The following is a 22,362-nucleotide window of genomic DNA, read 5'->3' on the forward strand; positions in this document are numbered from 1 at the left end:
AATAAAAATGGCGGCAATGTGAAAGTTGCCGCCATTAATTATAGTCTTAATGAGATAATCTCAATTAGTCGTTGTTGTGGTCAAGACTGTCGTTGAAGTCTTTGGGCTCTCTCGGTGCCAAAGGATCGTGGAAGTCGTTGTTGTTGCTGCGGTGCTCAAAACGGCGCTGTTCGCGGTTGTTCTGGCGCTCTCCGCGCTCCGGTCTCTGACGGCGCTCGGGTCTCGGGCGGCGCTCGCGCTCAACATATCCTTCGGGTTTCGGTATCAGTACGCGGTGAGAAAGCTTATACTTGCCTGTCTTCTGGTCGATGTCCATCAGCTTGACGGTGATCTTGTCGCCCTCTTTCAGTCCGGCTTCCTCAACAGTCTCGAGGCGCTTCCAGTCTATTTCAGAGATGTGCAGCAGTCCGTCCTTGCCCGGCATGATTTCAACGAAGCATCCGTAAGGCATTACAGAGCGTATTGTTCCGTCGTAAACCTCGCCTACTTCGGGTATTGCCACGATGGCCTTTATCTTAGAGATGGCTGCAGTGATGCTCTCCTTGTTAGGCGCACTTACCTGCACTTTGCCCTTTCCGTCGATTTCGTCGATGGTGATAACGGCTCCAGACTCTTCCTGAATCTGCTGTATGATCTTTCCGCCCGGGCCTATTACGGCTCCGATGAACTCCTTCGGAATGTCGAATGCCTCGATGCGCGGTACCTGCGGCTTCAGTTCGGCGCGCGGTTCAGCTATAGTGTCGGTCAGCTTGCCGAGGATGTATTCGCGTCCGCGCTTAGCCTGCATAAGAGCCTTTTCGAGGATCTCGAAGCTCAGTCCGTCGCACTTGATATCCATCTGTGTTGCTGTCAGACCGTCTTTTGTACCGGTTGTCTTGAAGTCCATGTCGCCCAGGTGGTCCTCATCGCCGAGGATGTCGCTCAGCACGGCATACTTGTCTTCGCCCGGGTTCTTGATAAGACCCATTGCGATACCGCTCACGGGCTTCTTCATCGGAACGCCGGCGTCCATCAGTGCCAGTGTGCCTGCGCATACTGTAGCCATTGAAGAAGAGCCGTTGCTCTCAAGAATCTGAGACACCAGACGTACTGTGTAGGGGAATTCCTCAGGAATCTGGCCCTTGAGCGCACGCCATGCCAGGTGGCCGTGGCCTATCTCGCGGCGTCCTACGCCTCTCTGAGCCTTAGCCTCGCCCGTACAGAACGGCGGGAAGTTATAGTGGAGAAGGAAGCGCTGGTAGCTCTTGTTGAGCACGTCGTCAACCATCTTCTCGTCGAGTTTTGTTCCGAGAGTACATGTAGTGAGGCTCTGGGTCTCGCCACGTGTGAAGATAGAGCTTCCGTGAGGCATGGGCAGCGGGCTCACCTCGCACCATATCGGGCGTATCTCCTCGGTTGTACGGCCGTCGAGACGCTTGCCCTCGTCGAGGATGCAGCGGCGCATTGCGTCGCGCTCAACGTCGTGGTAGTAGCGGTCGATGAGAGCGTTCTTCTCCTCAAGCTCGTCTTCTGTCAGCTCGGTGTGTGCTGCGGCATAAGCCTCTGCAAAGTCGGTCTTGATCTTGTCGAAGGCCTCTTCGCGTGCCTTCTTGTCGTGGTCGCCGGCTTCAGCTATGGCGTAGCACTTGTCGTAGGTCTCTTTTCTGAGCTGTTCGCGCAGCTCCTCGTCGTTCACCTCGTGGCAGTATTCGCGCTTCACGTCGGTGCCGAGTTCCTTCATGAGCTCCTCCTGCAGAACGCACATGGGGCGTATAGCCTCCTGAGCTGCCTTGAGGGCTCTGAGCAGGTCTTGCTCTGAAACCTCGTTCATCTCGCCTTCAACCATCATGATGTTCTCCTTAGAGGCACCAACCATGATGTCCATGTCGGCGTTTTTCATCTGCTCGAATGTCGGATCAATAACGTATTCGCCGTTGATGCGTGCTACGCGCACTTCAGAGATAGGACATTCAAACGGAATATCTGAGCATGCCAGGGCACATGAGGCTGCGAAGCCTGCCAGTGCGTCGGGCTGGTCGACACCGTCGGCAGAGAAAAGAATTACATTAACGTAAACCTCTGCATGGAAGTCTGACGGGAAGAGGGGGCGCAACGCACGGTCTACCAAACGGCATGTAAGGATTTCGTTATCGGTTGCTTTGCCTTCGCGCTTGGTGAATCCGCCCGGGAAGCGTCCGGCTGCGGCATACTGTTCTCTGTACTCAACCTGCAAAGGCATAAAATCTGTTCCGGGAACTGCATCTTTTGCGGCACAAACAGTGGCCAGAAGGACGGTGTTGCCCATACGGAGCATACAAGAGCCGTCGGCCTGCTTTGCCACTTTCCCGGTTTCAATGCTGATGGTTCTGCCATCAGGCAGTGAAACTGTTTTCGTAATTACGTTCATCTAATAAAAAAACTTCTTGTTTTATAACATCTTCAAAAAAATCTCAACAAAGGTAGGTAAAAGTGCATAAATAAACGAATAAAAACCGAATTATTTTCTTTTTTTATGATTATGTGTGATGTTTTGACTTATGCCTGCTTGCAGGGCGTTTTCCAAAAGGTGGCCTTTTAGCCTCCGAAAGGGCACTTTTTGCACGCTGAAAGACCGTCTTTTGCAGCCTGAAAGATGCCCTTTTGCAACGCGTTGATTGTCAGTGTGTTATGCCGCCTGTGTCTTGCCGTCTTACAGGCGGCCTGCCATTGCCTCGCGGCGGCTTGCCGGCAGGCACGAGAGCTGGGGTGGGGGATAAACTAAAAAAATGGAGGTTAAAGTCCTGATAATCAAATTTTTTTATTAGTTTTGCAACCGTTGCGGCCGCTGCTGCCTGCTTGCGGCAGGATGACCGGCGGCGAGCCCGTTTATTTAACCCCAAAAACATCGAGATATGAAACAATATTCAGCCTTGCAGTTTATTCGCCGAGTTATGCTTATGATGCTTGTGGCATTGGCCCTGACGGGCTTGTCGTCGTGCCACGACGACGAAGACGCGCCGGAGGTTAAGCCCGAGCAGCGCACGCTGTTCATGTATTTCCCGTGGTCGACCAACCTGACCGACTACTTCTACGACAACATCCTTGCCATGGAAGAGGCCATCGCCAAGACCGGACTCGACAACGAGCGCGTGATAGTGTTCATATCAACAAGCTCATCGGAGGCCGAGATGTTCGAGATAACCTGCAACGGCGGAAAATGCACCCGCACCGAGCTGAAGACCTACGACAACCCCTCGCTCACCACGGCTGCCGGCATATCGGGCATACTAAGCGACATGAAGACCTTTGCCCCGGCCGACGTCTACGCCATGACCATAGGTTGCCACGGCATGGGATGGCTGCCCGTTGAGAGCAAATACAAGGCCAAGGGGCAGGCGCCTGCCTTCGTGCCGCATTACAGCGCCGACAAGGGCTACGCCATGACGCGCTACTTCGGCGGCGTTACGAGCGACGACCAGACAGACATATCAACGCTGGCCGACGCCATATCCGACGCCGGGCTGAAGATGGAGTTCATACTCTTTGACGACTGCTACATGTCGTCGGTCGAGGTGGCTTACGACCTGCGCCACGTAACCGGCCACATCATAGCCTGCCCTACGGAGATAATGGCCTACGGAATGCCCTATGCCGAGATAGGCGCAAGCCTGCTCGGAGAGCCCGACTATAAGGCCATAGCCGACGGATTCTATGAATTTTATTCCAACTACGACTATCCCTATGGCACGCTCGGCATAACCGACTGCAGCCAGCTCGACGCCCTGGCAGAGATCATGAAGCTGATAAACAGCCGCTACGAGTTCGACAGTCTGCAGCTCTACAGCCTGCAGCGCATGGACGGATACACGCCCGTGCTGTTCTTCGACTTTGGCGACTACGTTGAGCATCTTTGTCCCGACGAGGCCCTGCTCGCCGAGTTCAAGGCCCGCCTGGCCCGCGCCGTGCCCTATGCCGTGCACACAGAGCAGTATTATTCGTCATACAGGGGAGCCGTCGACATAAACACCTATTCGGGCATCACCACCTCGGAGCCGAGCACCCACTCGCTTGCCGCCGACGTGGTTGACACCAACTGGTATAAAGCCACCCACTGACACCGCCCGTGCCTGCCGCCGACGGCAGCCATGAGCCGCGCCGAAACAGCTGCGCAAGGCCTTCGAGGGGCTACATTCCACGAAAAAAGCGTTTTCGTTTTGTAGTCCGCCCGATTTATATTAACTTTGCCGTTCAAAAGGAAATAAAGTATTATTTACACTATATGGAAGATAAACATTTCAAGCGCACCACCGTAACCGCCGCCCTGCCTTATGCCAACGGCGGAGTGCACATCGGCCACCTGGCCGGAGTTTATGTGCCGGCAGACATCTATGTGCGCTATCTCAGACTTAAGAAACAAGACGTTAGATTCATCTGCGGAAGCGACGAGCACGGAGTGCCCATCACCATCCGCGCAAAAAAAGAAGGCATAACGCCGCAGCAGGTTGTAGACCGCTATCACGCAATGATAAAGAAGAGCTTTGCCGACTTCGGCATCTCGTTCGACATCTACAGCCGCACAACCTCTGACACACACTCAAAGGTTGCGTCAGACTTCTTCAAGAAGCTCTACGAAGAAGGCAAGCTCATCGAGAAAACCTCAATGCAGTATTACGACGAGGAGGCACATCAGTTCCTCGCCGACCGCTACATAACGGGCGAATGTCCTCACTGTCACAACCCGAAGGCTTATGGCGACCAGTGTGAGAAGTGCGGATCAGACCTCGACCCCACAGAACTCATCAATCCCAAGAGCGCCATCAGCGGCTCGCAGCCCGTGCTGAAGGAGACCAAAAACTGGTATCTGCCGCTCAACGAGTATCAGGACTGGCTCAAGCAATGGATACTCGAGGGACACAAGGAGTGGCGTCCAAACGTCTACGGACAGTGCAAGTCATGGCTCGACCTCGACCTGCAGCCGCGCGCCATGACCCGCGACCTCGACTGGGGTATACCCGTTCCTGTGGAAGGAGCTGAGGGCAAGGTGCTCTATGTATGGTTCGACGCCCCGATAGGCTACATCTCAAACACCCAGGAACTCATGCCCGAGGACTGGGAGAAGTGGTGGAAAGACCCCGAGACACGCCTCGTTCACTTCATCGGTAAGGACAACATCGTGTTCCACTGCATCGTGTTCCCCACAATGCTTAAGGCTCACGGAGGCTACATCCTGCCCGACAACGTACCTGCAAACGAGTTCCTCAACCTCGAGAACGACAAGATATCAACATCACGCAACTGGGCGGTATGGCTCCACGAATACCTCGAGGAACTGCCCGGCAAGCAGGATGTGCTGCGCTATGTGCTCACCGCCAACGCGCCCGAGACAAAGGACAACAATTTCACATGGAAAGACTTCCAGGAGCGCAACAACAGCGAGCTGGTGGGCATCTACGGCAACTTCGTCAACCGTGCGCTGCAGCTTACAAAGAAATACTGGAACGGCGTTGTTCCGGCATGCGGCGAGCTGCAGGACATCGACAAGCAGACCATCGAGGAGTTTAAGGACGTCAAGGCCAACGTTGAGCATCTGCTCGACAACTTCAAGTTCCGCGATGCCCTCAAGGAGGCCATGAACCTTGCACGCATCGGCAACAAGTACATAGCCGACTGCGAGCCTTGGAAGGTTGCAAAGACCGACATGAAGCGCGTGGAGACTATCCTCAACATATCTCTCCAGCTCGTTGCCAACCTGGCAATAGCCTTCGAGCCGTTCCTGCCTTTCAGCAGCGCAAAGCTCCGCAAGATGATAAACATCGACCAGTTCGACTGGAATCAGCTCGGCTCTACCGACCTGCTCGAGGCCGGACATCAGCTTGCTGAGCCCGAACTGCTGTTCGAGAAGATAGAGGACGACGTCATAGAGTTCCAGCTCAAGAAACTCGAGGAGACCAAGAAGGCCAACGAGGCTGCCAACTATAAGGCCAAGGAGATTAAGCCCAACATACCTTTCGAGGACTTTGAGAAGCTCGACATCCGCGTAGGTTTCATCAAGGCATGCGAGAAAGTAAAGAAAGCCGACAAGCTGCTCAAGTTCACTATCGACGACGGAAGCGGTCAGGACCGCACCATCGTCAGCGGCATTGCCAAGTTCTACAAGCCCGAAGACCTCGTGGGCAAGCGTGTCTGCTTCATCGCCAACCTTGCTCCGCGCAAGCTGAAGGGCATCGAGAGCCAGGGCATGATACTCTCTGCCGAGGACTTCGACGGCTCTCTGAGCGTCATTACAACCTCTGCCGACGTTAAGCCGGGCAGCCAGGTGTGCTGATGCATTGGGCATAACGCCTTGCGGGCGGCCCTCGGGCACGCTGCGGCAGGGCTGACATTGCCTTACGGAAGACAACGTTATAGCATATAAAATATAACCGGATAATATAAAGACGCATGCTCCATGATGCTGGTGCATGCGTCTTTTATTTTTATGAATGCCGCCGCCGGAGGCCGCCAGTCATGCCTCTCAGGCGTCAATACATGCCCTGACAGAACTTATTATGCCGCTGTTGTGCCGTTATTTCGTGCCGTGTTATTATCTTTGCGGCATGAAATATGTTTTCATGTTGATAGGTTCTGTGTCGCTGGTGCTGGGAGTTGCAGGCATATTTCTGCCCCTGCTGCCCACCACGCCCTTTCTTCTGCTTGCTGCGGCGATGTTCTTTCGCAGTTCGCCGCGTGCCTACAGGTGGCTTCTCGGGCACAGATATCTCGGTCCGTACATACGCAGCTTCCGCGAGGACCGCAGCATACCGCTGCGCGCCAAGATAGTGGCTTTGTCGCTGCTGTGGCTCACGTCGCTTCATTGTGTGGTGCTGATATTCGACTCCTGGTGGCTGCGTGCCGCCATGCTTGCCGTTGCCCTGGGCGTGAGCTGCTATATATTGTCGTTCAAGACGCGGCGCAATGCCGACTGAGGACATTCCTTCAGTTGGCTTACTTGTTGCCTTCAGTCTTATTATGTAGGTGCAGTGTCCTTGTCCCTGTTGTTTCTTTATCGGCGTAAATATATAAAATGCGACCGGCGTCGGTTCTATCCGTGATAGATTCTGACGGCCGGTCGCACTGCGATGTGTTGCGTTATAAATAACTTAAACTATTTATTGGTCTGGTCTATTCGTATCCGTTCTCCATTCCGTTCATGTTCTCAGAGCCTTCGTTGGCGCTGTTGTTGACCTTCTTCTTAGGTGCCTTTGCCTTCATATTACCGAAGTTCCATGTCAGCGAGAGGTTCACGGTGCGTCCGCTTCTCCAGTTTTTCTGATAGCGTGTGAAGGTGTCTGAGCTTGTGTAGTTCTCAAACTTGCGCGAGTTAAGCAGGTCGCGGCAGTTGATGGCGAGCGTCAGCTTCTTGTCGAGGAATGTCTTGCGCAGACCCAGGTCCATGCTGAAGTTGGCCTTGCGGTATCCCTGTGTGATCACCTGGCGTGCGCGGTAGCGTCCTGACAGCTGCAGAGATATGTCCCAGGGCAGCATCAGCGAAGCCTGCATGCGTGCGTTCCATGTAAAGTTGTTGTTGCTCTCGCCTGTAACGGTCTGGCCGTCCACGTCGTATGTAAAGCCGTCGAGCTTGTAGTAGTAGGCGTTTGCCGTGGTGGTGAGGTCGAGTATGCGGCATATTCTGTTCTTCAATACCAGTTCGAGACCGGTGCTCAGGCTGTTAGACACGTTCATGTATGTCTGATACATCATGTTGTCCGTGCTGCTCTGATATTTTATCTGCTGTATGACGTCGCTTGTGGGGCGATAGTATGCGCTGACAAGCATTGAGTGAGCGTCCCATGTCTTCAGGTAGTTGAGCGAGAACGAGTTGCTGAACTCAGGAGTAAGTTCGGGGTTACCGAACGATATCATCGATGCGTCGCGTGTGTTCTTGAAGCTGTTGAGCTGGCCTCCCCACGGACGGCGCAGACGGCGTGTATAGTTGAGCTGCAGCTGCTGTGTCTCGTCGAGCTGATAAGAGAGGAACACGCTCGGGAACAGTTCGAAGTAGTCTTTCTTGAACGGATTGTCGCGTTTCGATGGGTCGTGTTCCTGCTCGTAGGTGTAGCTTTCGGTGTTCACGCGCCAGTATTCGCCGCGCAGACCGGCCATTACGCCGAACTTACCGAACTTCATCGTTGCTGTTGCATAGAGCGCGTGCAGGTCCATGTTGTAGATAAAGCGGTTATAGTAAGCCTGGTCTTCCACTTGGTTTACGCCGTCCCATGACGTGTCGTCGATAAAAGACTCCTGCGGAGAGTTCTCGCGGCTGAAGTTGCCTTGGTATCCTGCCTGAAGCATAATCTTGTCGGTTATGGGGTTCTCGTAGTCGAGTTTCACCTCCCACGACCTGTTGTTCATCAGCATCGGGCGGTTCTGGTAGTCGTATTCTGTGGGCAGCGGCTCGTCGATATATGTGGTGCTGTCCTGGTAGATGTTGCTCTGGTCCATCTTCCATTTGTTGAAGTCGACGGTGAAGTCGAGATAATGCTTGTCGGTGAAGTTGTGGCGGTAGTTGAACTCGCCGTAGTACATGTTCATGTCAGAGCTTCCCGACGAGCGGCGCAGCATGATGTAGCTGTCCTGCGGTGCGCCTATCGTACCATAGTGATACGGCGTTGTGCCTCCGTTCTTGTGTCCGCCGACCATTGTCATTCCGCTCAGTGTGAACTCGTCCTTGTCGGTTGCGCGGAAGGTTAGTCCGGCGCGTGCGAACATATTGTTGCCCATGCGGTCGTTGTCGGCCGTGTACGACTGATATTCGTTGGTGTTGAGATACTCCTGATAGCTCATCGAGCCGCCGTCGTTGCTGCGGTGGCGGTAGCCCAGGCTGGCGTATCCCTCAAAGCGTCCGATGTTGAAGTTGATGTTGCCGTTCACGTTGGCGCTTCCACGCGTGCTTCCTCCTGCCTGCACAGAGCCGTAGTATCCTGCCTGGCGGTTCTTCTTAAGTATGATGTTAATGATGCCGGCGCTTCCCTCGGCGCTGAATTTTGCCGACGGGTTGTCTATCACCTCTATTCTCTCGATGCTCTCAGAAGGCAGCTGCTGAAGGATTTCGGCACGGTTGTCGCTCGTCAGTCCGCTTGCCTTTCCGTTGATCCACACCTCCACGCTGGTGTTGCCGCGCAGCGATATGTTGCCGTCAGTGTCAACCTCTACCGACGGGATGTTCTCCAGCACGTCTGTGGCGTCGCCTCCGGCATTGGTGATGTCCTGCGAAACGTCGAACGACTTGCGGTCAACCTCGAGCCTCATTGTAGGCCTCTGTGCCGTCACCGTAACCTCTTCGAGCGTCTGGCTGTCGTCGTTCATGTAGATCTTCTTAAAGTTCATGTGCCTTTTGTTCTCAACTACGCTGAACGCTTTTTCAACCGTGGTGTAGCCTATGTAGGTAAGCTTCACGGTGTAGTTGCCATAAGGCAGCTTGTCGATGTAGAACAGGCCTTTCTCGTCTGAGATGGCACCTTTTACGAATTTTGATGTTGCACGGTTATACACAGCAACGTTGACGAAGGGCATAGCCTCTCCCGTCTGTGTATCCTCAACCTTTCCCCTTACGCTGCCTTGCGCATGGCATATGGCGGCGTATAATACTAACAGACTAAAAATAATAAGTTTCTTCATAACACCTATTGTGATGTTTTTAAGCGTGAAAAGTTTAATTGTTAATATGATTTTTCACATTTTATTTGGTTTTACGTCATAAACTGACTAACTTTGCAGTCGGATTGGTCTCATAGTTCAATGGATAGAACAAGTCTCTCCTAAAGATTAGATCCGAGTTCGATTCTCGGTGAGACCACTTTCAGAGCGGCATCCATGCGGTTGCCGCTTTTTTGTTTTGCCGCCCTGCCGTATATGTGCATGTCGTAGCCGCTCTGGCCCGCGTGCCGTCAGGCAGCCGGGGCGTAGGCATGAGCGGCAGGCGAGGGCCTTGCGGCAGATGCGTTGTGCCTCCGCTTTATATATACGCAACAGCCGCTTAATTGTGTCATAACATTATGATATTTTAACGTTGAGGCCGATTTCTGCCTTTTGTTTTAACACATCGCGGAGCGCGTTTCGGCGTTTCACGGGGCCGTGTCTTGCCGCTCTAATGTCCGTTTTGTCATGTCCGTCATGCCGTTTATGGTCAGAAATTCCCCAAGCTCATCATTCTTTCATTGATTTTCGCCCCGTTTTTCAGTCAGAAAGCCATGCTCTTATGCTGCAAAAGGCATCCTTTTACGCCCTGAAAGCTATCCTTTCGCCTTGCAAAAGGTGGCCTTTCGCATTGCCGTTTCGTGCCATTTGTCATGCCGTTTGCGTAATGTGCTGATTAATAAGGTGTTATAAAACATGCCGTTTTTTCGTGTTTTTCATGCCAAAATACGTTCCGCTTTCAAAAATACGGCTGTCTTGGCATAGCCAATTAACTTATTTAACATCTTTTCGTTCCGTCGTCCTGAATACCCATAAATTATTATCCGCCCCGGCAAGTGTGTGCCTCTGCAGGGCCATAAAAATACCGATTTTTTGCTATTGCAGGCATTTTTATTTACAATTAACTTTGCAGCGGTTTTATTTATTAACGAAAATACTTGTCAAAGTGAAAGCAAAAGGCTTTAGATTAACGCTTATTTTAATTAATGTTCTTATATCGCTTACACTGCATGCGCAGACAGGCGGCAGCGGAACAATATCGGGAAAGATAGTAACAGACGGCAAGCAGGCAGTGGAATACGCCACGGTCAGGCTGAAGGGCACATCATACGGCGGCCATACAGACATGCAGGGCGTATATCATATAACCGCCCCGGCAGGGCGCTACAGCCTTGTGGTGTCGGCCGTAGGATACAAGACCGTGGAGCAGACCGTCGCCATCGAGGCAGGCGTAAGGCAGAAGCTGAACGTCATGATGAAGGAAGATGCCATACAGCTCGATGAGGTTTCGGTGGTGTCGGCAGGCGTAAGCAGAGTGAAAAACTCAGCCTACAACGCCGTGGCTGTAGACACCAAGGACATGCTCAACACTACCAAGACGCTGAGCGAGGCCCTCGCCAAGACACCCGGACTAAAGCTCAGGGAGTCAGGCGGAGTAGGTTCCGACATGAACCTCATGCTCGACGGCTTCAGCGGCAAGCACGTAAAGATATTCATCGACGGCGTGCCGCAGGAAGGCGTGGGCAGCTCGTTCGGGCTGAACAACATACCCGTGAGCTTTGCCGACCGCATAGAGGTCTACAAGGGCGTGGTGCCCGTGGGCTTCGGCACCGATGCCATAGGCGGCGTTGTCAACATCGTCACCAACCGCAAGCGCCGCAGCTGGTTTCTTGACGCATCCTACTCTTATGGCTCATTCAATACACATAAGTCGTACATAAACTTCGGACAGACGTTCAAGAACGGCTTTACCTATGAGATAAACGCCTTTCAGAACTACTCCGACAACAGCTACCGAGTTGATGCTCCGGTGCTCGACTTCGGCTCGCAGAGCATTGATACAAAGACGCTCTACAGCGTAAAGCGCTTCAACGACACCTATCATAACGAGGCAGTGGTGGCAAAGTTCGGACTGACAGACAAGAGCTGGGCCGACAGGCTGATGTTCGGCTTCACCTATTCGCACATGTACAAGGAGATACAGACAGGCGTAAGACAGAAGACGGTGTACGGACAGAAACACCGCCACGGCTATTCGCTCATGCCGTCGATCGAGTATTCAAAGCGCGACCTTTTTGTCAAGGGGCTCAGCCTCGTGGCCACAGCCAACTATAACCGCAACTCAACCACCAACGTCGACACGGCAAGCTACCGCTACAACTGGCTCGGCGAGCGGCAGCGCACAAGTTCTCCGGGAGAGCAGTCGTATCTCTACTCGAGGGCAGACAACGACAACTGGAATGCCACTCTCAACATAACATACCGCATAGCGAGGATGCACACGCTGACATTCAACAACGTGTTCAATGCCTTTAGCCGCGACAACACGTCGCTTCTGTACGGACGTGAGGACAAAGACCCCATATCCAAGGAAATGAGAAAGAACATAGCCGGACTCTCATACAGACTCCTGCCTTCGGAAAAGTGGAACATCTCGCTCTTCGGCAAGTACTACCGCCAGTATGTGTCGGGGCCGGTGGCTGTCGACGAGAACGCAAGCAGCTATGTAAGAACCAGCCGTACGATAGACTCCTGGGGCTATGGCGCGGCCGGAACCTGCTTCATCGCTGACGGACTGCAGGCCAAGCTGTCGTATGAAAAGGCTTGCCGCCTGCCCACGATAGAGGAGATGTTCGGCGACGAAGACCTCGAGACGGGCAGCGTGCTCATACGTCCTGAGCGCAGCGACAACGTCAATCTCAGTCTCAGCTGGAGCAAGTCGTTCGGTAGTCACTCGCTTTACGTGGAGGGCGGACTGGTCTACCGCGACACGCGCGACTACATCCAGCGCAGCATTGCCGAGCTCAGCGGCAACCGCGAGGGTGCCTACTATGAGAACTACGGCAAGGTGAAGACAACCGGATTCAACCTTTCGGCACGCTACACCATGGGCCGCTGGCTCAGCATTGGCGGCAACTTCACCCGCATGGACGTGCGCGACAACGAGAAGATAATGGTGGGCAGCACCTCGGTGGCCAATCCCGTGTATAAGTCGCGCATGCCAAACGTGCCATGGCAGTTTGCCGATGCCGACGTAAACTTCTACTGGCACGACCTTCTGAAAGAAGGAAACATGCTCACAGTGACCTACGACAACCAGTATCTGCACAGCTTCTGTTACTATTCCGAAGGCGTGCAGGCCGTCAATCTGAGCGACTATATGGTGCCTACGCAGTTCTCCCACAACCTCACTCTTACCTACAGCATGTGCCGCGGACGCTACAACGTGTCGCTTGAGTGCCGCAACTTCACCAATGAGAAGCTCTACGACAACTTCAGTCTGCAAAAGGCGGGGCGCGCATTCTACGGCAAGGTGAGGATATATTTAGGCAGATGAGATGCCGGTTACACGAAGGATAAACGATAAAGTTAAACTAAATAATAAATTTAAGACAAATGAATAAGAACCGTTTCCTTGCCGGAATGCTGGCCATTGCTGCGTCCGGAGTTTTCTTTGCGTCATGTTCTGACGATGCCGCTGACGATGGCGGAGGTGCAGCTTCAGGCATTACGAACCCTTATGTGATAGCAACCACAGTCACAGGCTCTAACACCACGGCCAACATCCTCACCTCGGCAGCGTCGCTTGAGGGCGAGATAACGCCTTCGGGACTTGCCAACGACGGCGCCACCTACTGGGTGTTCCACGGCCGCAAGTATCTTTATGCGCTCAACTATCATCAGGGCGAGAGCGGCACAACCTACTCTTATGTGCGCAACAGCGCTACAGGTGCGCTTGAGCAGCGTGCCAAGGAGTATTACGTTACGCGCTTCACCACCTACGGCCTGTATGACAACTACATCATGACGACGTCGAGCGGCGACGGCAACGCGGCATGGGCCGACCCCGTTACGGGCTATCTGCCGCAGGCGTTCAAGGTGTCTTATCTCGATGTTGACAGCGAGACATTCGAGTCGAACACCGTTGCTACTGACGGCAACGATACTTCCGTGGCCGATGAAGACTATATCTGCGAGAACTTTCTGGGCAACGGCGAGTATGTAACTCTTGCCGGACTGGAGCAGGTGGGCAGCAAGATATACAGCGCAGCCGTGCCGATGGGACTGTCGCAGTATGGCTGTCAGCAGTTTACAGACGATGCCCGCACTCAGTATAAGTGGGTGCGCCCGGGCTATGAAGACCTTATCAAGACCGAGAGCGGCGGCACAAACAGCGGCGCTTACGACAAAGACGAACTGCAATGGACCCAGTGGCCCGACGAATGTTGGGTGGCTGTGTTTGCCGACAGGACACTGAAAGAGAAGAAACTGATAAAGACCGACAAGATAAGTTATGCCTGCGGACGCAACAAGTCGCAGTATTATCAGATGGTATGGGCAACGGACGACGGCCGGTATGTCTACGTCATATCGCCCAGTTATGCCAAGACGATGGCCGATGCACGCCAGCAGACCACGCTGCCGGCAGGAGTGGTGCGCATAGACACGTCGACCGAGGACTTTGACGACTATTACTGCAACCTTGAGCAGCTGTCGCCCAACGGACTTTTGCGCAGCTGGTATATCGGCGGCGACAGCTTTCTGTTCCTTATGTATGATGCCCCGATAACCTCATCGGACAAGACTGCCAACCGCCTTGCCGTGTTCAATGCGTCGGCAAAGACTCTGACCGATGTCACGGGCCTGCCCTCTGACGTGTCAGGCTTCGGCTCAACGCCTTACATGGCCGACGGATATGCCTATGTGTCGGTGAACACCGGGTCGGGCTATCCTGCCATATGGAAGATTGATCCTGCCACAGGTGCGGCCACAAAGGGGCTCACCGTCAGCGGTGCAACCACAGTGACGGCCGTAGGACGCATTGACTGAGCAGTGCTGATGATATGTCGCCGTCATGCAGGCGGAGGTCTGCCGGAGTGCATCTTAGCATGTTCCGGCAGATAATAATTTGACAAAAATGACGTTGAATAATAGTATATGAAAAAGATTTTCTTAAAGTTTCACTTGTGGCTTTCGGTGCCTTTCGGCATCATAGTCACGCTGATATGCTTCTCGGGCGCCATGCTTGTGTTAGAGCCCGAGGCCGTTAAGCTGCTCAGGCACGACGTGCTGTATGTAGACAGACCTCAGCACACGGCGCTGCCGATAGAAAGTCTCGTGAGGAGCGTTGAGCAGACGCTGCCCGAAGACGTAAGGGTTACGGGCGTAACGATGTATGCCGACCCTGAGATGGCATGCAAGGTAAATCTCTCAAAGCCGCGCCGCGCTGCCGTGTATGTAGACCAGTATACGGGCGAGGTGAAGGGGCTGTATGAGCGTCCGGCGTTTTTCGCTACGATGCTGAAGCTTCACCGCTGGCTGTTAGACAGTCGTGACGACAGCGGCGGAGTGTTCTGGGGCCGCACCGTTGTGGGCATATCCACCATTGTTTTTGTGCTGGTGCTGCTGTCGGGCGTGGTGATATGGTGGCCTAAGACGCGCCGCATGCTGCGCAACAGTCTGAAGATAACCGCATCGAAGGGCCGCCATCTGTTGTGGCGAGGCCTGCACGTGGCAGGCGGAATGTATGCCCTGCTGCTGTTGCTCGTCATGGCTCTTACCGGACTTACGTGGTCGTTCCAGTGGTACAGCAGGGGCTTCTATGCCCTCTTCGGCGTCAGCGAGGTGCCCAAGAGCGGTGCCGTGGCGTATGCCGAGCAGGCGAAGAAGGAAAAAAGCAAGGCGAAAGGAGACAGGAATAGGGCTGAAGGTGCCCGTGAAAAGGGCCGGAATGATGCTGCCGCGTGTGCCATGTGGCAGACTGCCTATGACGCCTTGCGCGCCCGCAACCCCGAATATGAGCAGATAACCGTGTCGGACGGTACGGCCGAGGTGGCTTTCGGAGGACTTGGCAACCAGCGTGCTGCCGACAAATATACGTTCGACAAGTCGGCGGGCAGCATAACGTCGGCGTCGCCCTACGCCGACTCGGCAAGGTCGTCAAAGCTGCGCGGCTGGATAATGTCTGTCCACATGGGCACGTGGGGCGGTATGCTCACGCGCTTGCTGTGGTTCGTCGCCGCCCTGTTTGGCGCCACGCTGCCCCTTACGGGCTATTATCTGTGGATACGCCGCCTGCGCTGCCGTGTGCGATGATGATGTCTTGGATGGCGCAAACTGGGCGTATGTATTGAGTTAATGTAGGCGGCCGGACGGTTGGTTTATGCCGCGTCCTGATGTCATGGCATAGGCACAATTGTCCGGCGGACAGATATATATAAGATGAAAGGTGGTCTTTTGCATTCCAAAAGGCCACCTTTTGCCGTCTAAAAGGCCGTCTTTTGCCGTCTGAAAGATGACCTTTTATATTGTAAGCAATATGCTTTGTTTTGCTTAACGGTTTTCTTTTGTAGATATGTCGGCGGCAGATGCTGTAAGCATTAAGGCAAGTTTTGCTTACAGATTTTTGGCGTTTGCGGCTTTACAGGCCTTTTTTTGTTTTCCACATGGCTTTTTTATAATGGAAGTATTGTCCGTAAATAAAAATAAAAGACTGTTTCACGTTCTTTTATTTTGTATTTCACTCAACTTGCATTAACTTTGAATAAGTTAAGCTTCGTCTCGGAAATAAAAATAAAAGACTGTTTCACGCCCTTTTATTTTGTATTTCACTCAACTTGCATTAACTTTGCAAGCATGTTGAAAAATATACTTTTAGTGGCCTTGGGCGGAGCCTGCGGCAGCGTGGCCCGCTATCTGCTGTCGAAGCTTGTGCAGGACAATGCACTGTCTAATTTCCCCTTCGGCACCATGACGGTCAACATTCTGGGATGCCTGCTGATAGGCATGGTCTACGGACTTGCGGAAAACAACATCAGTATAAGCCCTGCGCTGAAGCTTCTCCTCACGGTAGGCTTCTGCGGAGGATTCACCACGTTCAGCACGTTCATGAACGAGTCGCTCTCGCTCCTGCGTGCCGACAGCGCGGCCATGATGGCCCTTTATGTCGGCGGCAGCGTGGCGCTGGGACTGCTGGCCGTGTTTGCCGGATTGCAAATAATAAAACTAATATAAAATGAAGAAGACGTTTTCATCATTATGCTTGTGCACGCTGGCCCTCATGGCGGCCATGCTGACCTCCTGCAACAACAAGAAGTTTCATATAAACGGAACTGTCACCGAGGCCAAAGACTCTGTGCTGTATCTTGAGAACATGAGTCTCGACGGACCGGTGGTGGTCGATTCGGTTAAGCTCGACGACAAAGGTGCCTTCAGCTTCAGCGGAAAGGCTCCCGATGCTCCCGAGTTCTACAGGCTCAGAATAGCCGGACAGATAATCAACCTCAGCGTTGACTCAACCGAGACGGTTGACGTAAAGGCGTCGTATCCCTCTATGGCAACGGGATATACCGTTGACGGCTCGGCCGAATGTGCCACCATCAGAGAGCTCGCCCTGAAGCAGATAGACCTGCAGAACCGCGTGATAGCCGTACAGAACAACCCCAACCTGGGCTACGACCTTACGCGCGACAGCATCGGAAAGCTCGTGGCTGCATATAAGGAAGACATAAAGCGCAACTATATCTATAAGGCACCGATGCGCGCATCGTCGTATTTCGCCCTGTTCCAGACGCTCGGCAACATGCTGATATTCAACCCGCGCGAGAATGCCGACGACGTTAAGGTGTTTGCAGCCGTGGCAACAAGCTGGGACACTTATCATCCCGACGCCCTGAGAGGCAAGAACCTGCACAACATAGCCATTGAAGGCATGAAGAACGTGCGCATCATGCGCAACAAGATGGCAGCCCAGAACATCGACGCCAGCAAGGTGAACGTGTCTAACATCATAGACATCTCGCTGCTCGACAATCAGGGCAACCGCCGCAGTCTGACCGACCTGAAGGGCAAGGTGGTGATGCTCGACTTCCATGTCTTCGGCTCAAACGGCTCTACGAAACGTATAATGGAGATGCGCGAGCTGTATAACAAATATCACGACCGCGGCTTCGAGATCTATCAGGTGGCGTTCGATCCGGACGAACACTTCTGGAAAACGCAGACTGCCGCACTGCCCTGGATAAGCGTAAGAGACCCGCAGGGACTGCAGTCGCAGAACCTTGCCGCTTATAACGTGAGCAGCATACCAACCTTCTTCCTCATAGACCGCAACAACGAGGTGAAGAAGCGCGACTCGCAGATAACTGACATAGACGCCGAGATAAACGCCCTGCTTAACTGATATCAGAGGTAAGGCCAAGGCAAAAGAATACAGGCGGGTTCTATAAATTCGGAATAGACAGCATGACAGCAGCCAAGACAGTCATCGGAAGCCGGATTTATAGAACCCGCCTTAAATTATAACAGAGCGTTGAGGCTTTGCCCCCGCCGTGTGCATGATGACATTCAACATTTATAAATACGTGATAATAGAGATGAAGAACTTTAGAAAAATTAGCTTGCTTACCTTCCTGCTGCTCGCATTTGCAGCCGTAAGGCTGTGCGCCGGGCGTCATTACACGGTGATAGTGTCGCTCGACGGATGCCGCTGGGACTATCCGATGATGTACGACACGCCGTTTCTCGACTCGCTCGGAAGCCGCGGCGTTAGCGCCGTTATGCGCCCGTCGTTCCCCTCGAAGACATTTCCCAACCACTATACGCTTGCCACAGGACTCGTGCCCGACCATCACGGAATAATAGCCAACAGGTTTTATGACGTGGCTTCGGGCCGCACCTACAGCATAAGCGACAAGGCAACGAGCAAGGACGGCTCGTTCTATGGAGGCGAACCGATATGGCTCACGGCAAAGCGGCAGGGCGTAAAGGTGGGCGTTGTCTACTGGCCAGGCTCTGATGTGGCCATCAAAGGCATGTATCCCGACTACTACAAGGACTACGCAAAGAAGCCTCTGCTGACCTTTCCCGAACGCCTTGACGAGGCTGAACGCCTGCTGACGCTGCCCGACAGCGTGCGTCCGCAGCTCGTGATGATATACTTTAACGAGCCCGACCACAGCGGACACTCGTACGGACCGGCATCTAAGCAGACGCGTAAGGCCGTCGAGGAGCTCGACTCGCTGATGTGCAGCCTGTACAAAAGGCTGCGCGCGCTGCCCTGCGGACAGGACATCAACTTCATTGTTACGTCCGACCACGGCATGGCATCCACATCGCCCGAGCGCATAATACGCCTCTCAGAATATCTGAAACCCGAATGGTGTGAGCGCGTCATGGCAGACCTGCCCACGCTGATATTCCCGAAGAAGGGCCACGAAGACGACATAATGAATGCCCTGAGGGGCGTGGCGCACATACGGACGTGGAAGAAAGATGAAGTGCCCGAGTGCTTCCATTACGGCACCAACCGCAACATTGCGCCGATAGTGGTAATGCCTGACGTGGGCTGGGTGGTGTCGGAAGACGGCAGGGTGATACCCGGCAACCACGGATTCGACCCCTACAACTCAGAACTTAACGTGCCCTTCCGTGCCGAGGGGCCCGACTTCAAGCACGGATATGTGAAGACCGCCATGTTCGACAACACCTGCATATATCCTCTTCTGTCGCGTCTGCTGGGCATAGAGCCTGCCCCTTGCGACGGCAACATAGGCGACGTGGCAGACCTGCTCGCGCCGGTTGGACAATAAGATCATATACATATATTCTTTGCGGAGGCAGTGCGGCGGCACGCCTCCGCTTTTTTTATTCCGTCAGGTGCCGTGAATGTCAACCGTGAAGGACAGAATAAGCACGCTGAACGGGCATTGAACGGCATTGAGACATCAAGTAACACAAAGGTAAACACATTGAAACGTTATTGTCAGACGATAGCAACGCCGGAGTAATCAGTGTTTTGTTACTTTGCGGCATAACAAGATAAAACATATAAAAGATGCTCGGAATTTTCAACGACTGCTTTCCGCCGATAATGGACGGGGTGTCTGTAACGGTGCAGAACTATGCGCGGTGGCTCAACCGCAAGTGCAACAATGTGTGCGTGGTGACGCCTTCGGTGCCCGGTACGGTGTATGATGAGGAGTTTCCCGTTTACAATTACTTCTCTCTGCCCATACCCATGCGCAAGCCTTACCGCATGGGTTTCCCGCGTGTCGACCTGCCTTTCCGCTCCCGTATAGGCAAAGTCGGCTTCTCGCTGGTGCATGCCCACAGTCCGTTTTCGTCGGGCAGGCTGGCGCTGAAGATTGCGCGCGAGCAGAACATCCCCATCGTTGCCACGTTCCACTCTAAATACCGGGCCGACTTTGAGCGCGCCATACCAAACAGGATGGTTGTCGACTATATGGTGAAAAACGTCGTCGACTTCTACAGTCAGGCCGACGAGGTGTGGATTCCGCAGGCATCTGTCGAGGATACTCTGCGCGAATATGGCTACAAGGGCAGGGTGGAAGTGGTGGACAACGGCAACGACTTTGCCGCCGACACACGCACAGACCTGCTCAGGAGCGAAGGCCGCGCGATGCTCGGGGCAGGATGCTGCGAGCCGGTGCTGCTCTTCGTGGGGCAGCATATCTATGAGAAGAATCCGCAGCTCATCATCCGTTCGCTCGCCAACATGCGCGACCGCTCATGGCACATGTATTTCATTGGCACGGGATATGCCGCCGGCGAACTGCGGCAGATGGTGCAGTCAAAGGGACTTGACGACAGAGTGACGTTCCTCGGACAGATAACCGACCGCGAGAAGCTTAAGCGCTGTTATGCCGCAGCCGACGTGTTCCTCTTCCCGTCGCTCTACGACAACGCCCCGCTCGTGGTGCGCGAGGCTGCAGCCATGCACACGCCGTCGCTCATGGCGCAAGGCTCGACGGCTGCAAGCGTGATAAGAGACAACGTGAACGGCTTTTTGTGCAGTGCCGACGAACAGGGCTTCACGGAGCGCCTGGTGCAGATTCTTGCCGACGAACGCCTGCGCCGTGCAGCCGGCGATAACGCACGCGCCACGCTGGCACGCTCATGGCAGGACATAGCCGACGAGGTCTACGACCGCTACATGCATCTCGTGCGCCGTCGCGGAGGCATGCTCTCGGCATGATTTCAAGGATTATTATACAGCCGTCTGCGTCGTGACGACGCCCGTGGCGGCATACATGATACAGCAAAAACCTTTATTTCTATACTATTTATGACACACATTCTAAGGCGTTGCCGGGCGGACAATGGTGCCGTCGGCAACGCCTTGTCTTTCAGACAGTTACAGACGGCTTTCCAAAAGACCGTCTTTTAGCCTCTGAAAGGTGCCCTTTCGGGCGCTGAAAGGGCATCTTTTGCAGCGCGAAACATGGCCTTTTGCAAAGCCGTCTGCGGCATGATAAAAAATATTTACATATATCCCGGCTTTTCGTCCGTTCGGGCCATGCGCTCATCAGTTGTCGTTCTGTGCCCCATGTGATGCGCCGTGGCGGCGCCGATGAAACCTCCATGTGGCAAAAAAGCCGCGCAGACGGACGAAAGAGCGTGAAAAAATGTATTAAAAGGCATAACTTTTTGCAAAGCCGGATAAAAATCTTATTTTTGCAGACTATATGGTACTGAATTATATTTGGATAGCATTTTTCGTGGTTGCCTTCGTCATAGCCCTGTTCAGGCTTGTGGTGATGGGCGACACCGAGGTGTTTCCCGAAATAATGAACTCCACGTTTGCCTCGTCCAAGACGGCCTTCGAGATATCCCTCGGCCTTACGGGCGTGCTGTCGCTGTGGCTCGGCATAATGAAGATAGGCGAGCGCGGCGGCGTGGTCAATGCGCTGGCAAGGGTGCTTAGTCCGGTGTTCACGCGCCTTTTTCCCGACATACCGAAGGGCCATCCCGTTACGGGCAGCATATTCATGAACATAGCCGCCAACATGCTCGGCCTCGACAATGCTGCCACTCCGCTCGGCCTCAAGGCCATGGAACAGATGCAGACGCTCAACACAAGGAAGGACACGGCAACGAATCCGATGATAATGTTCCTCGTGCTCAACACGTCGGGGCTAACCATCATCCCCGTTTCCATAATGGTCTACCGTGCCCAGATGGGCGCGGCACAGCCCACGGACATATTCATCCCCATACTCCTTGCCACGTTCTTCTCTACGCTGACGGGCATCATCGTCACCAGTCTGTACCAGCGCATCAACCTGCTTAACCGCGTGATGCTGCTCACCCTGGGCGGCCTTTGCGTTGCGGTGGCAGCCGTGATGTGGGGCTTCGGCAGACTCGACAAGGAGCAGATGAACATCGTTAGCACGTCGGTGGCCAACATTCTGCTGTTCACCATCATCATAACATTCATCCTCGCAGGAGTCAGAAAGAAGGTGAACGTCTACGATGCGTTCATCGAAGGCGCCAAGGACGGCTTCTCGACGGCAGTGAGGATAATACCTTATCTGGTGGCAATACTCGTTGGAATCGGCGTTTTTCGCGCCTCGGGAGCCATGGATATGCTCATAGGCGGCATAAAATGGGTGGTTGAGGCCTGCGGTGGCAACACCGACTTTGTGGGTGCATTGCCCACGGCACTGATGAAGCCGCTGTCGGGCAGCGGTGCGCGCGGCATGATGGTGGACGCCATGACAACCTACGGCGCCGACTCGTTCGTGGGCCGTCTGAGCTGCATCTTCCAGGGATCAACCGACACCACGTTCTATATCCTTGCCGTATACTTCGGCAGCGTGGGCGTAAGATACACCCGCCACGCCGTGGCCTGCGGTCTTCTGGCCGACCTTGCCGGCGTGATAGCGGCCATAGCCATATGCTATATGTTCTTCGGATGATGCCGCAGGG

Annotated in this window: 13 protein-coding genes and 1 tRNA gene; 12 read left to right on the forward strand and 2 right to left on the reverse strand. The window is 53.9% G+C overall.

Annotated elements, in window-relative coordinates; genetic code table 11:
* Positions 1–64: 64 nt before the first annotated feature.
* Positions 65–2,386 (reverse strand): polyribonucleotide nucleotidyltransferase, encoded by a 2,322-nt coding sequence (gene pnp / locus ACZMIG_RS10325; RefSeq protein ID WP_487889520.1) that lies wholly within the window; start codon positions 2,384–2,386, stop codon positions 65–67.
* Positions 2,387–2,870: 484 nt separating this feature from the next.
* Between pnp and ACZMIG_RS10330 the strand changes: the two genes are divergently transcribed.
* From ACZMIG_RS10330 to ACZMIG_RS10340, 3 genes are all read left to right on the forward strand, one after another.
* Complete coding sequence (locus tag ACZMIG_RS10330; RefSeq protein WP_053397784.1) at positions 2,871–4,073, forward strand: clostripain-related cysteine peptidase; 1,203 nt, start codon at positions 2,871–2,873, stop codon at positions 4,071–4,073.
* 143 nt (positions 4,074–4,216) lie between these two features.
* Positions 4,217–6,283: a methionine--tRNA ligase gene (gene metG / locus ACZMIG_RS10335; protein ID WP_370798908.1), complete on the forward strand. Its 2,067-nt coding sequence runs from the start codon at positions 4,217–4,219 to the stop codon at positions 6,281–6,283.
* Between the two features lie 271 nt (positions 6,284–6,554).
* Positions 6,555–6,923, forward strand: coding sequence for a YbaN family protein (locus ACZMIG_RS10340; RefSeq protein ID WP_053397848.1), 369 nt, complete (start codon positions 6,555–6,557; stop codon positions 6,921–6,923).
* Positions 6,924–7,119: 196 nt separating this feature from the next.
* On the opposite strand, the gene ACZMIG_RS10345 is transcribed toward ACZMIG_RS10340, so the two are convergent.
* Positions 7,120–9,615: a TonB-dependent receptor gene (locus tag ACZMIG_RS10345; RefSeq protein WP_487889521.1), complete on the reverse strand. Its 2,496-nt coding sequence runs from the start codon at positions 9,613–9,615 to the stop codon at positions 7,120–7,122.
* Between the two features lie 106 nt (positions 9,616–9,721).
* Here ACZMIG_RS10345 and ACZMIG_RS10350 point away from each other — a divergent pair.
* From ACZMIG_RS10350 to ACZMIG_RS10390, 9 genes are all read left to right on the forward strand, one after another.
* Positions 9,722–9,793 (forward strand) — tRNA-Arg (locus tag ACZMIG_RS10350).
* Positions 9,794–10,579: 786 nt separating this feature from the next.
* A complete protein-coding gene (locus ACZMIG_RS10355; RefSeq protein ID WP_487889522.1) occupies positions 10,580–12,970 on the forward strand; it encodes a TonB-dependent receptor in 2,391 nt (796 codons plus the stop codon).
* 59 nt (positions 12,971–13,029) lie between these two features.
* Positions 13,030–14,463, forward strand: a complete 1,434-nt coding sequence (locus ACZMIG_RS10360) for a DUF4374 domain-containing protein (protein ID WP_487889523.1) — start codon at positions 13,030–13,032, stop codon at positions 14,461–14,463.
* Positions 14,464–14,571: 108 nt separating this feature from the next.
* Positions 14,572–15,729, forward strand: a complete 1,158-nt coding sequence (locus ACZMIG_RS10365; protein ID WP_487889524.1) for a PepSY-associated TM helix domain-containing protein — start codon at positions 14,572–14,574, stop codon at positions 15,727–15,729.
* A gap of 540 nt (positions 15,730–16,269) precedes the next feature.
* Positions 16,270–16,647 (forward strand): fluoride efflux transporter CrcB, encoded by a 378-nt coding sequence (gene crcB, locus ACZMIG_RS10370; RefSeq protein WP_021855995.1) that lies wholly within the window; start codon positions 16,270–16,272, stop codon positions 16,645–16,647.
* Position 16,648: 1 nt separating this feature from the next.
* Positions 16,649–17,815: a TlpA disulfide reductase family protein gene (locus ACZMIG_RS10375; protein WP_021855994.1), complete on the forward strand. Its 1,167-nt coding sequence runs from the start codon at positions 16,649–16,651 to the stop codon at positions 17,813–17,815.
* Positions 17,816–18,008: 193 nt separating this feature from the next.
* Entirely contained in the window at positions 18,009–19,223 is a 1,215-nt protein-coding gene (locus tag ACZMIG_RS10380; protein WP_487889525.1) for an alkaline phosphatase family protein, read from the forward strand.
* Between the two features lie 245 nt (positions 19,224–19,468).
* A complete protein-coding gene (locus tag ACZMIG_RS10385) occupies positions 19,469–20,629 on the forward strand; it encodes a glycosyltransferase (RefSeq protein WP_487889526.1) in 1,161 nt (386 codons plus the stop codon).
* Between the two features lie 490 nt (positions 20,630–21,119).
* Positions 21,120–22,352, forward strand: coding sequence for a nucleoside recognition domain-containing protein (locus ACZMIG_RS10390; protein ID WP_021855991.1), 1,233 nt, complete (start codon positions 21,120–21,122; stop codon positions 22,350–22,352).
* The last annotated feature ends 10 nt before the right edge of the window (positions 22,353–22,362 follow it).

This window comes from Xylanibacter sp., assembly GCF_057607445.1.